At 29.0% G+C, this 12759-nt stretch carries 9 protein-coding genes and 1 tRNA gene; 3 read left to right on the top strand and 7 right to left on the bottom strand.

The window, feature by feature from the left end; genetic code table 11:
* Nucleotides 1-310: 310 nt before the first annotated feature.
* From BVC87_RS22500 to BVC87_RS22490, 3 genes are all read right to left on the bottom strand, one after another.
* Entirely contained in the window at nucleotides 311-565 is a 255-nt protein-coding gene (locus BVC87_RS22500; RefSeq protein WP_075344653.1) for a hypothetical protein, read from the bottom strand.
* Between the two features lie 64 nt (nucleotides 566-629).
* Nucleotides 630-1595: a succinylglutamate desuccinylase/aspartoacylase family protein gene (locus tag BVC87_RS22495; protein ID WP_075344652.1), complete on the bottom strand. Its 966-nt coding sequence runs from the start codon at nucleotides 1593-1595 to the stop codon at nucleotides 630-632.
* Nucleotides 1559-2464 carry a RimK family alpha-L-glutamate ligase gene (locus tag BVC87_RS22490; protein ID WP_075344651.1) on the bottom strand — a complete coding sequence of 302 codons (906 nt, stop codon included), beginning with the start codon at nucleotides 2462-2464 and terminating at the stop codon, nucleotides 1559-1561. Before BVC87_RS22490 ends, BVC87_RS22495 begins: the two co-directional genes overlap by 37 nt.
* A gap of 81 nt (nucleotides 2465-2545) precedes the next feature.
* Between BVC87_RS22490 and BVC87_RS22485 the strand changes: the two genes are divergently transcribed.
* The 3 genes from BVC87_RS22485 (at nucleotide 2546) to BVC87_RS22475 (ending at nucleotide 5968) form a co-directional block, all read left to right on the top strand.
* Complete coding sequence (locus BVC87_RS22485) at nucleotides 2546-5374, top strand: WD40/YVTN/BNR-like repeat-containing protein (RefSeq protein ID WP_075344650.1); 2829 nt, start codon at nucleotides 2546-2548, stop codon at nucleotides 5372-5374.
* 110 nt (nucleotides 5375-5484) lie between these two features.
* Nucleotides 5485-5847 (top strand): dihydroneopterin aldolase, encoded by a 363-nt coding sequence (folB, locus tag BVC87_RS22480; RefSeq protein ID WP_075344654.1) that lies wholly within the window; start codon nucleotides 5485-5487, stop codon nucleotides 5845-5847.
* A 50-nt stretch (nucleotides 5848-5897) separates the two neighbouring features.
* Nucleotides 5898-5968, top strand: a tRNA-Cys gene (locus tag BVC87_RS22475).
* 133 nt (nucleotides 5969-6101) lie between these two features.
* Here BVC87_RS22475 and BVC87_RS22470 read toward each other — a convergent pair.
* The 4 genes from BVC87_RS22470 to BVC87_RS22455 form a co-directional block, all read right to left on the bottom strand.
* Complete coding sequence (locus tag BVC87_RS22470) at nucleotides 6102-7784, bottom strand: AraC family transcriptional regulator (protein WP_075344649.1); 1683 nt, start codon at nucleotides 7782-7784, stop codon at nucleotides 6102-6104.
* Between the two features lie 208 nt (nucleotides 7785-7992).
* Nucleotides 7993-9612 carry a S8 family serine peptidase gene (locus BVC87_RS22465; RefSeq protein WP_075344648.1) on the bottom strand — a complete coding sequence of 540 codons (1620 nt, stop codon included), beginning with the start codon at nucleotides 9610-9612 and terminating at the stop codon, nucleotides 7993-7995.
* Nucleotides 9613-9691: 79 nt separating this feature from the next.
* Nucleotides 9692-9871 (bottom strand): hypothetical protein, encoded by a 180-nt coding sequence (locus BVC87_RS22460; RefSeq protein ID WP_075344647.1) that lies wholly within the window; start codon nucleotides 9869-9871, stop codon nucleotides 9692-9694.
* Nucleotides 9872-9958: 87 nt separating this feature from the next.
* Entirely contained in the window at nucleotides 9959-11578 is a 1620-nt protein-coding gene (locus BVC87_RS22455; protein ID WP_159439404.1) for a helix-turn-helix domain-containing protein, read from the bottom strand.
* Between the last annotated feature and the right edge of the window lie 1181 nt (nucleotides 11579-12759).

The raw sequence follows: 12759 nt of genomic DNA, 5'->3' as shown, positions 1-12759 counted from the left end.
TTAGAATATTAGTGTAAATGTTTGTTTTTCAGTTATTAAAAAGATGTCAATGATAATGATTTTACAAAGTGCTAACGGCGTAAAATTTTATCGAGAACTAGTGAAATACTTCTCGATACAAAATCATTTTCCATTTTATTACAAATAATTTTACTCGAAGTGACAGGAATTTCTTTAAGCAAGATTCACGTTATTTTAAGTGGATTTGAATTGAATAAAAAAAGATGCTTTAAAGAGCATCTTTTGATATAGTTTTTGATGTTTTATACGATTTATGATTAAAAACTTCATGTATTAGTCGTTAATCGTATTACTTGCCCATTGCATTTTTAATAAGGCCAATAATCACCATTAAAACACCACCTCCTGCGGTACCACCAGCAATGCTACCAATAAGACCCGAAAGATCTAATCCTAACATTCCTAATAATTGAGCTCCAAGTCCACCTCCTAAAATACCAACAACTGAATTCCAAAGTGTACCCATAGAAAATTTTTTTAGTAGTGCCCCTGCAATGTTTCCTCCTAAAGCACCTGTTAAAAGGCTAATGATAATTTCTGTCATTTTATTGATTTTTTGATAGTTAAGTGCTTTAAATTAACAAAAAAACAATGAAAGAGCCAAAAAACTATGAATTTCCTATATGAAAAAGGGGATCGCCTAAGTTCACTACGGGGAAATTATTTTTAGCAATGATATAACCATCTCGAGGTGATTTTACAGAGAATTTAGTTTCTCCATAGGTATCCATAATAAACCCTAAAATTTGTCCTTTTTCTACAAAAGCACCATTCACCACTTTTGTAGTAAAAATTCCAGCAGCTTTAGCCCGTAACCAACTTTTTTTCACAATTTCTACTGAAGTATGGTGCTTAGGAATTTCAACAGTATCACTAATCATATTGAAATGACGAAGTACTCGTAGTGTCCCGTAAATACCTTCTTGTATGGAAAACTCATCTAAACGTAGTGATTCTCCACCTTCATAAACAATTACAGGAATATCATGTTTGAAGCATTCATTTCTAAAAGATTTAGGAATTGCTTTTGAACCAAATTTAAGAGGTGCATCAAAAATGTTAGCTAAGGCTTTTCCACGTTCATCTTGAGGTGTATATCTGATTTGAGGATAGTTACTTCGTTGTGCACCACCTGTGTGATAATCGATAGCAAAATCAACATTTTTAGTAATTTCTTTCATTAAGTAGTACGCTAATCTACTGGCTAATGACCCTCTTCTAGAGCCAGGAAAACTTCGATTTACATCTTTACCATGCAATTCTCTAGAGAAATCCAAAAACCCGAAAATATTTAACAAAGGAACAACAATAACACAGCCGCTATGAATTTTATATGATTTATCAATTAGCATTCTCCGTACCAATTCTATGCTATTGGTTTCATCACCATGCAATCCACCTTGGAGCAATACTGTAGGCCCTAATCCTTTACCGTTAAATACATAAATAGGAATTTCGATTAAAGTTCCTGTTGGTAATCTATCTACAGGAATTTTAATCAATTTCGATTCTCCTAATTTTATCTTTTCACTTCGAATCAGTACCTCTTGGTTCTTGAACGCTTTGTCGAACATTTCTTTTCTAAATATTTAATAATTCCTTCTGCAACATTTACCTTAGTATAGGCTTCTATTCCTTGTAAACCAGGTGTAGAGTTTACTTCAATTAATAAAGGACCGCGTTTAGATCGAATCAAATCAACTCCAGCTATAGGTAAGCCCAGATATCCTGCTGCTTTTATGGCCATCATTTTTTCTTGATATGTTAAATCTACTTTAAACGCTGTTCCTCCTCTATGAATATTAGATCTAAAATCATCTTCTAATCCTTTTCGTTTCATGGACGAAATAATTTTGTCTCCTACTACAAAAACTCTAACATCTTCACTATTACTTTCTTTTATGAACTCTTGTAGCAAAATACTCATATTCATTCTGTAAAAGGTATCGATAATAGATTTTGCAGACTTTTTACTTTCGGCAAGCATTACACCCATACCTTGGGTACCTTCTTGCATTTTAATGATTACGGGAGCACCACCTAGCAATTCAATTTGCTCTTTTATGTTTTCTGGATTTACAGAGAACACAGTATCAGGAATAGGAATTCCCTTTCTGTTCATAATTTGGAGTGTTCGTACTTTATTTTGTGCTCTGAGTATACCTAAAGATCTGGCTGTACTAAACACACCATGCATTTCAAACTCTTTTACTACTGCTGCTCCATGTCTAGTAACAGAAGCACCTATTCTAGGAATAATTACGTCAGGTTCATCAATAATATTCTCCCCTTCATAAATAATTTCTCTTTTCCCTCCACTAAGCTTGATAGAGCATTTAGTGTGATTAATAATACTTACCTCATGACCTCGGCTGATGGCTTCGTCATAGATTCGTTTAGTGGAATAAATATTTTCACCAACCGATAAAATAAAAATATTCATTAATACTGCTTTTTCACAAATCTAATCAAAATATAAAATGGAAACTATTTTTTATTTTTGATCATCTTAAATGCAATCCAAATGAATCGATTTCTATCTATACTATTACTAGTGCAGGTTACTCTTTTTGCACAACAATCACCAACTAAAGCTTCAGCAATTCAAAAAGCCATTTCAAACAAATATGAAATGATGGCGAATTCATTAGTGAAAAATATATCGTTTACCAATATCGGACCCACTATTATGAGTGGTAGAGTGGTGGATATTGATGTAAACCCTAATAACACAAATGAATTTTATGTAGGTTATGCTTCAGGAGGATTATGGTATACTAAAAATAATGGAAATACTTTTACTCCAGTATTAGATAGTGCTCCAACTCAAAACATTGGAGATATAGCAGTAGATTGGAAAAATGGAACAATTTGGGTAGGAACGGGAGAAAACAATTCTTCTCGATCATCATATGCAGGAATAGGGATTTTAAAATCTACAGATAAAGGTAAAACATGGACTAATGTTGGTTTATTCGATTCACATCATATCGGACGCGTTTTAATCAATCCAACAAATCCTGAGGAAGTTATTGTTGGAGCTTTAGGACATTTATACTCATCGAATGAAGAACGAGGGATTTTTAAAACTACTGATGGAGGAAAAACGTGGACAAAAACATTGTTTATCAATTCAGATACAGGAATTATAGATGTGCAACACGCACCTAATAATTTCAATATTCTATATGCTGCTTCTTGGGAACGTGAACGTAAAGCTTGGAATTTTGATGGAGATGGAAAACATTCTGCAATTTATAAATCTACAGATGCTGGTACTACATGGACTAAAATTTCTGAAGGAAATGGTTTTCCAACTGGTGAAGGTGTAGGAAGAATAGGTTTGGCTGTTTTTAATGAAAATACAGTGTATGCATCTCACGATAATCAATTCAGAAGAAAGAAAGACACAAAAAAAGAAAAATCATCTAATGGATTGGTTAAGGATGATTTTAAAGAAATGTCGGTAAGTCAGTTTTTAGCATTGTCAGATAAGAAATTGAATTCGTATTTAAAATTGAATGGATTTCAAGAAAAATATAGAGCAGAAAATGTAAAACAAATGGTAAGAGTAGGAAGTGTACAACCTGCTGATTTAGCCAAGTATTTAGAAAATGCAAATGCATTGTTATTTGACACGCCAGTAATAGGTGCTGAAGTATATAAAACTACTAATGGAGGTAAGTCATGGAAAAAAACACATGAAGGATATTTAGATGACATCTATTATTCATATGGATACTATTTCGGAGAAATACGTGTAGATCCACAAGACAAAAATGGAGTGTATATCATGGGAGTTCCTATTTTAAAATCTAAAGACGGTGGAAAAACCTTTACATCTATCAGTAGAGAAAATGTACACGCAGATCATCAAGCGCTTTGGGTAAATCCAAAGGTACAAGGACATTTAGTAAATGGTAATGATGGTGGATTAAATGTTTCTTATGATGATGGTGAAAGTTGGTTGAAATTGAACACTCCACCTGTAGGACAGTTTTACTCGATATATGCGGATAATCAAAAACCATACAATGTTTATGGAGGATTGCAAGATAATGGCGTTTGGACAGGAAAGCATACCACAAGTGTGAATAAAGCATGGTTACAATCTGGTAAAAATCCATATCAATCTATTATGGGAGGGGATGGCATGCAAGTAGCTGTAGATCATAGAAACCCAAATACCGTATATACAGGGTTTCAATTTGGAAACTATTTTAGATTAGACAGAGCTAAAGGAAGTCAAACTTATATTCAGCCCAAGCATAATTTAGGAGAGAATCCTTATCGATTCAATTGGCAAACCCCTATTCAATTGTCTAAGCATAATCAAGATATTTTATATTTAGGAGGAAATAAATTACATAGATCCTTAAATCAAGGAGACAGTTGGGAAACGATTTCGGGTGATTTAACTCAAGGAGGAAAAAAAGGAAATGTAGCATATGGAACCTTAACGACAATTAGTGAAAGTCCTTTTCAATTTGGATTGATTTATACAGGCTCAGATGACGGTTTGGTACAATTAACTAAAAATGGAGGAGGAAGCTGGGATACTATTTCAACAACACTACCAAAAGATTTATGGGTAAGTAGAGTTATTGCCTCTCAATATAAGAAAGAACGCGTATACGTTACTTTAAATGGATATCGTTTTGATGATTTTACACCTTATGTGTATGTTTCTGATGATTATGGGAAAACATGGAAGAATATTAGCAGTAACATTCCAATATCGCCTATAAATGTGATTAAAGAAGATCCAACCTCACCAAATATTTTATATGTAGGTACAGATAATGGAGTGTATGTATCTATGGATTCAGGAAACAAATGGCATGCCTTTAACATACCTTATGTTGCTGTACATGATTTGGTAGTACAACCAGAGGAAAATCATTTAGTATTAGGTACTCATGGAAGAAGTATCTATAGAGCATCTGTACAATCGATTCAAGAGTATGCTTCAGAAGTAAAGGAACAATCAAAAGATAAATTATTTAGTATTGCAGGGATTGCAAAAAACAGAAACTGGGGGAACTCATGGAGTAAATGGTTTAAAGCAGGTACACCAGAAGTTCATATTCCTTTTTATGTTACAGGAAGCAAAACAGTAACTATTGACATTTTTTCGGATGAAATACTAGTGAATTCCTTACAAATTCAAGCAGATAAAGGTTTCAATGAAGCAATCTACGATGTAAGTTTTAGTAAGGAAGGCTTAAAACAATACACTAAAGCAAATGCAGACACTGTATTAAAAGCGGCAAAAAACGACAAAACCTATTTACCAAAAGGAGAGTATACGGTTAAAATGGGTACGGAAGCGAAGATTTTAAAAATAAAGTAAATTTTAAATAAAAGTTGGAAGCCTAAAGTCAGAAGTACGTAGTCTAGATGTATGCTATAAGATCCAAGAGACTGCTAACTGGGATACTGCCAACTGCAAACTATAAAAAAATGGGAATAATTAGAGTTAACAATATTGTAATTTATACGAATCATGGTTGCTTAGAAGAAGAGGCAAAAATAGGCTCAGAATACCGAGTAGATTTAGAAATAAAAGCCGATTTAAACAAATCTGCGGTAACAGATGAGTTAAAAGATACAGTAGATTATGTACATCTAAATAAGATTGCAAAGGAAGAAATGAATGTCCGTTCTAAGTTGTTAGAACAGGTAGCAAAACGAATTATTGATCGCATTTTCAGCGAGATAGAAATGGTAGAGGAAGCAGAGGTCAGTATCTCAAAAATCAATCCACCGATAGGAGGAAACGTAGGAGAAGTAACCATAGTTTTACAAGAAACACGTAAAAGTTAAAAAATACTTGCGATACAAAAGAAAAAGCTTAAATTTGCACACTCACTAAAGGTGTCGTGGCCGAGTGGCTAGGCAGTGGTCTGCAACACCATCTACAGCGGTTCGAATCCGCTCGACACCTCTAAAACCTCTTTAATCTATTGATTTTAAGAGGTTTTTATTTTTAGGGGAAAGTAGAGGGGAAATAAAAATTATTAAAGGAAATAAATTATTTGTCATAATTAAAGCATTCTAGAATCTGTGTTAGTTGAAATTTATAAATTTCTACCATTTTCGTTTACTTTTTTGATGAAAAAAGAAGGCTTGATTCCATTTTTTTTGTAGAATGCTTTAGAAAATGATTCTCCATTATTAAATCCTGATTCTATCGCAATTGCACTTATTGTAAATTTACGAAAAGTGGTATCATTAAGTATTTTTTCTGTTGCATAATTAATTCTAAGATTGTTAACGTAACTGATAAAACTTTCCCGCTTGTAATGATTTATAATTTTTGATAAATATTGTGTATTTGTATTTAATTTTTTAGCTAAACTATAAGCTGTGATTTTGTTGTTAAGGAAATCTCTATTTGATTCAAATTTTTCCAAGGAACTTAAAACATCAGATACTACTTTTTGGTTTATGTTAAATGTATCATCAGTTTTAGAGATAATCTTTTTTTCCTCATGACTCTTTGACAATAATTTCTCTAATTTACGCTCATAGGATTTTTTTTTGTAGAATAGATGAATTAAGTAAATTAAAACAATAAATAAAGTTAAGATTAATAGGTAAGTCGAAATACTGTAATTCTTATTTACGGCACTTATTTTTTGAATTAATTTATCTTTTTCTTTTAATAGTCTAGGGGTATCAAATTCTTGTGAAATTTTTTTCGATAATACTTTGTAATTATCAGATAATTTACTGTCCAACTCTAGTAATTTATTTACATAAATAAGTTCATCTTTAATGTTATGATTTAATTTTAGTTCGTTAATGATTATTTCATAACCTTCTCTTAATTCAGGATGAATGTCGTTAGTTAAGTGATAGATAGAATCAACTTTTTTAAAGTAATTTATAGCTTCTTGTTTTTTATTTAAAGCATAATTATTTTTACCAAGGAAAAAATAACCCATAGCGATATTTTGTTTATCATCCAGATTGATAATTTCTGGAAGACTTTTTTTAATGCTATCTATGCTTTTTAGGTAAAGTCTTTTTTTTGATAGAGTGGCTCCTTCATTTAACAAAAAGTAATTATATAAACTTTTGTTTTTTTGTTTGAGAGCTTCTTTGATACCTAGTTTATTATAATAAGAAGAGGAATCAAGTTTTTTTAAAAAACGATAACTATCAGCAATCGCATAATATGTTATAAGCAATTGAGTGTCTTTATTGGAAATATATTTCTTATTGTTTAAAAAAAGGTTAAGTGCTTCTCTATATTCTCCTAACCTACTTTTTATTAAACCTATAAAATGATTGATTTGGACTTCAACTTCATCACTATAATATTGTTTTTGATTTACCTCTTTTACTTTGAACAAATATTCCAAAGATTTTTCATAATTGTGTATATTAAAATAATATCTACCTTTTAAGTTATAAGCCGTTAGAGGGTATAATTCATATTTTTTTTTATTAGTTACTCTAATAATACTATCTAGGTAAAGCAATCCAATACTATTTTCTTTATTAATAAAGTAAAAATAATGATACCCTCTAGCAATTCTAAGTGTATCAAATTCTAGCTTACTCTTTTTTAGGAAGGCTCTAGCATATAAATTTAATTTATTAGTGTCTTTTAAATTTGAATTAAATTTATCACTTAATTCACGAAAACTTTTGTTGGATAAAGTATCTGTTTGATTTTGACTATAAGATTCAAAACTAATAATGAGCAGTAAAAAAAATATAGCTTTAGAGGAAAAAAACTTGATTTTTTTCATTTTTGTGAAATAGATTTAGTATTGTTTAATTCAATTTTTTATTAACAATTATTGAATTTTTTTGTTTCTCCCAGTTGAACATTTTAAGTTTTTTCAAGAGGAAACATAGATACACTATAAGTTTATATAAATGGTATTTTTTACAAATCGACTTCAAAAATAAACCTCCTTTGAAAATATTTCAAAGGAGGTTTAAAAACTTTTATAATTATCTACTAATACTATCAGCCATTAGTAATACATTATAAGCATTTAATATTTTACCAGATTTAGACAATTGATTAAATGGAGTAGTTTTATCTTTATCTTCTTTGGTTGGTGTGTTGACTTCAATATCAAATTCTAAACCAGATTCCATTAAAATGTATTTTACTTGCGATGCTGTTAACTTTGGATAATAAGACCTAATCAGTCCAGCTACGCCAGACACAACAGCACAGGCGCCAGAAGTACCACCAGTATAACTTTCTTTTTCGTTTGGAGCTATCGTAGATATTTTTCTTCCAGGAGCAAAAAGATCAACATTACTTTTTCCATAATTAGAACTCTTAACTTTAAGCTTTTTATCAAAAGAGTAGCTAGAAGAGCCTATAGTAATAAAGTTATTAGTTTCTTCTTTTTCAGAATCAAAATTATCGCTAGGGTATTGATAATTATTTTTTTTATCTAAATCGAATCCAGAATTACCAGCGGAAGAAAGTATAATTACATCTTTTTTTTCTGCATATTTAATAGCTTCAATAACCCATTTTTGGTTCATCGAGAATTCTTTACCAAAACTCATATTAATTACTTTAGCACCATTATTTACAGCATATCTAATTGCTAAAGCAATATCCTTATCATGTTCATCACCATAACTAGAGATAACAATAGGCATAATAGAAATCTCATCTTTTTTTGAAATGTTTTTGATAACACCAGCCATTTTTGTACCGTGTGTCATTAAGTGTAAATTATTATTCACATACTTATTACCATATAAGCTATCTAGAATATTACTTTCATTATCATTAGGAAATATTCTATCGTTATAATTTAAATTCATTAGCTTATCTATTCTCTCTCTAGATAAAAACTTCCTTTTTTCAATAGCTAAACTATCCGTATTATTCTTGATACAATGAGTCAAAACAGCCGCATTAAATTCATCTATTTTTTTGAGTTTTTTAAAACTATCAATAACTTCAATCGTTAATTTATTACTTCCATTTAATAATCCTTTTATCTTTTTTTTAGTATTAAAATAGATATCAGATAACCTTTGAGCATTTTCTTTTTCTTTAATTTCATATTCCTCTCTTTTCTTATAAGCTTTGGTAGCTCTTAGAAATAAAGGATAATTTTTATCTTTTTTTATTGAAGTAGAATCTAGGTTTCTGTATTTTACGTTAAGTTTTTTAAGTACTCTAACATATTCAAAATTAACGAACTTACTGCTTTCTCCGTTCTTATTACCTTTAAAATTCCAACCATTTATATCGTCAGTATAACCATTTCTGTCATCATCAATATTGTTGTTTGGTATTTCATCTTTATTTAGCCATATTTTATTTTTTAATCCCTTGTGATTAGTGTCTATTTCTGTATCAATAATAGCAACAATAACTGGTTTTGCTTTTTTGTGTATTAAAAAAGTATCATAAGCTCTATCTAAACTTATACCCAATATAGTATCTGTTTCAAAATCTTTTAAATGCCAGTTTTTAAAGCTTTTAATTTTTTTAATATTTAAATTATCTAATCTAGCATTGTCTTTGTAATCCAACTTTTTAAAAGATTTACAACTAGAAATGGTAAAGATTATAATTAAGAGAATTTTTTTCATAATTTCATTGAAGTCATCATAATAAAAAGGTAAGTTAAGAATTTTACCTTTTTATTATGAAGTTTAGGTTCGTCAGTTTTTAGTTACCATCTTCGTCTTCATCTTCTGTCTCTATAATAGACCCCATCAAACACCCTTTTGGTGCGTCATTAGTTTGGGTTCCACCACCACCACCATTATCACCAGTACCCCCATAAAGTTTTGACATCTTTAATTTAGAGATTGTGAACTTTTCAAGTTTTAATCTATTTTTCTTCATGATTTTTTAATAATTTGAATTTGATGCAAATAAAGTTAAAAAAAGGATTTTTTCAGAAGAAAATAATACGTGATTTATAAATTACGACTAATAATCATCCTTTTTGCTTTTAATTAATTCTTTTAGAAAGTATGACGGCTTAATTCCTTTTAGTTTATAAAATGCTTTTGAGAAAGATTCAGAACTTTTAAAGCCTACTTCTTCAGCAATAGCTTTTATTGTATACTTTCTAAAAATAAGGTCGTTTTTCATTTTTTCTATTGCATATTCAATACGTAGTTCATTTAAATAATTTGAAAAATTTTTCTTTTTGTAATGATTAATAACTTTTGATAGATAGTTTGTATTAGTTGAATATTCTTTTGATAATGATACTAATGTTAAATCTTTATTTGTGTATTTAGTTGATTTTTCAAATGATTCTAATGAAATTAATATTTCTTCTACTATTTTTTTAGGAACATTAAGATTGTTAATTGTTTCTTCATGTTTTATTTTTTTCTCTTTTTTCTTCTCATCTATTATACTATTGAAACGCTTCTTATAGTTTATTTTTAGTTTTATTTGATATAAAAGTAATATTGAAATTAAAATAAGAATAGATGAGATTGAAAATATTATAGAAAAAGAGATTTTATCTTTATTTTTCATGGTATTCAAGATTACTTTTTTTTCTTGACGTAATTTTGGAATATCATATTTTTCGATCAATTCTTTATTCAAGTATATATCTTGAGAATGTAAAAGACTATCGAATTTGATTAGTTTATTTAAGTAAATTAAATGATTGTTTAGATCTTTTTTTTCCTTGTAATAATCTACTAAATGAACATAGTTTTTTCTCATAAAAGGATATAAATTCCCATACTTTATGAAAATAGTATCAGTTTTTTTGAAATAATTAATAGCTTTAGGCTTATCGTTTATTTTCAGATATGCTTTTCCGCAATAATAATATGCAAAGCTTAAATTTTTTTTGCTTTTGAATTTTTCAAAATAGGTAGAATATTTGTTGATAGTATCAATAGCTTTTTTGTATTCTCCTTTCAAATAAAGTGTTATTCCATTATTTATAGAAAAATGATTATAGTATTTGTTTTTTTTGAATTTTAGAGACTCTCTAATTCCTAGTTTATTATAGTAAAAAGCGGAATCAGATATATGTGCATCATTGAATACATTAGCAAGAGAAACTAAAGTATTTAGGTAGCTTGTTGTGTCAAGCTTATCTCTATTCATTAAGTAATTTAAATTTTGTTTTTGAAGTTTTATAGCTATTTCATAGTTTCCTGTTATTCTTTTAATGAATGCAATATTTCTATTATTACTGTAAGTTAAATAATCATTTTTATACTTTTTTGCATATTCAGATACTTTAAGGTAGTTTTTCAAGGCTCGCTTATAATCTTTTTTTTTAAAAAAGAAGTCTCCTTTAGTTTGGTAGGCATCTTTAGGGTAAAATTCATCCTCAAAATGAATTTTACTGGATAATTTAATGATACTATCAGAGTATAGAAGAACCCTTTCATCATTGTATAAAAGACCTAAATAATTATAACTTACAAAGAGATATCTGTAAGCTTTTTCTTGTCTAGCAATTTTACCTACGGAGTCCAAATATTTTGCTTTAGAATCAGTAGAGTTAAACTTTTTTACTTTTTGTAATAAGTTTAAATATTTTCTATCCTCCTTAGTAATATTTTTCATTTGACAAAAAATATTAATACTAGAGTTGAGAAAGAGAAAAAGAATTAAAAAAAAACGAAAAACTAATATTCCCATTTTAACATTTCTAGATGGAAAAAGCCCTAAAGCTTGGTTTTTCTTCATATGATTAAATTTCAAAGCCAAACAAAAATACCATTTTACTTTTTTACATTAAAATAAATTAAATGTTAATACTTTCAGAGGTTTAAGTGTTTTTTTAACACCTATCATTTATAAATAACGACCTGTTTTTTATAAATGACGAGTGCAATGAATTGACTGATTTTAAATTTTGTAGTTGGTTTGCAGTGTAAAACATCGACAGGGAAAGTTGATATGAAAAACACAAAATGTTCAATTTGAAAAATCAAAATAATAAATACTAAAATGAAACATGTAAGGATGGTGGAACTTTTATTTCTTGAAAAGTTATTTAATTATAGCTTGGATTGATTTTGAAAATATAGATGACAAGATAATTATAAAAGAAATAATCTTTTCATTAGTTAAGTGTTGGTTAGGTTAATTCTTGAATTGATATCAACCCGTTTTTTGGAGGGTTTCGGGTTGGTATCTTTACTATCGAAAGTTAAAGTATAGCTGCGTAGTTTGGGGGAACTATTGTAGGGGGTATTATAAATAGTCTTTTTAATAAAAGCCTCTTTTTAATCCCTAGAAAGTGCCGTATTTAGGCGTACGGCTTATCAACTCAAGTATGAAATATTACTTGGGTTGATTTCTAAAAAAGTATGGTTCTTATTAATAGGACAAATACAATTTTAAAGTTCTTTTCTAATCTTCTAGGTTATAGAATAGTTAACTAAGTAAGTGGAGAGTAATTTTTAAAGGTTAGTTAGTAATAACCTATTGTTTTAATCTGTTAATCTCTTCTATTTTCCCTAGAGTGAGGTCAACCTGAGTTTGTAATATAGCTTGGGTTGATTCTTTTAAAAAGCAAATCAAATGTGGAAACCTACACCTTTAAATGGGGTAAAACCGCATTAAGATTTATATAAGACATACTACTTTTACTTCCAAGTAAAAGATGTAACTAACCTCAATTAGTAATAATCTAAATGCTTAAATATCAACTAATATGAAAACCAATTATTATCAAGAAAAGTTAATTAAAAATTGTTTGTGTAACGCAAATTGCTAAAATCAGATTTTTTATGAGAAAA

It is taken from the genome of Tenacibaculum agarivorans, assembly GCF_001936575.1.
In the GTDB taxonomy this organism is placed as follows: Bacteria; Bacteroidota; Bacteroidia; order Flavobacteriales; family Flavobacteriaceae; genus Polaribacter; species Polaribacter agarivorans.
This window is presented reverse-complemented; position numbering and strand designations above follow the sequence as displayed.

Bases quoted from the DNA above. Each gene is read 5' to 3' on its own strand.
- BVC87_RS22500 (WP_075344653.1), bottom strand. From the start codon at position 565: ATGACAGAAATTATCATTAGCCTTTTAACAGGTGCTTTAGGAGGAAAC.
- BVC87_RS22495 (WP_075344652.1), bottom strand. From the start codon at position 1,595: ATGTTCGACAAAGCGTTCAAGAACCAAGAGGTACTGATTCGAAGTGAA.
- BVC87_RS22490 (WP_075344651.1), bottom strand. From the start codon at position 2,464: ATGAATATTTTTATTTTATCGGTTGGTGAAAATATTTATTCCACTAAA.
- BVC87_RS22485 (WP_075344650.1), top strand. From the start codon at position 2,546: ATGAATCGATTTCTATCTATACTATTACTAGTGCAGGTTACTCTTTTT.
- folB (WP_075344654.1), top strand. From the start codon at position 5,485: ATGGGAATAATTAGAGTTAACAATATTGTAATTTATACGAATCATGGT.
- BVC87_RS22470 (WP_075344649.1), bottom strand. From the start codon at position 7,784: ATGAAAAAAATCAAGTTTTTTTCCTCTAAAGCTATATTTTTTTTACTG.
- BVC87_RS22465 (WP_075344648.1), bottom strand. From the start codon at position 9,612: ATGAAAAAAATTCTCTTAATTATAATCTTTACCATTTCTAGTTGTAAA.
- BVC87_RS22460 (WP_075344647.1), bottom strand. From the start codon at position 9,871: ATGAAGAAAAATAGATTAAAACTTGAAAAGTTCACAATCTCTAAATTA.
- BVC87_RS22455 (WP_159439404.1), bottom strand. From the start codon at position 11,578: ATGAAAAATATTACTAAGGAGGATAGAAAATATTTAAACTTATTACAA.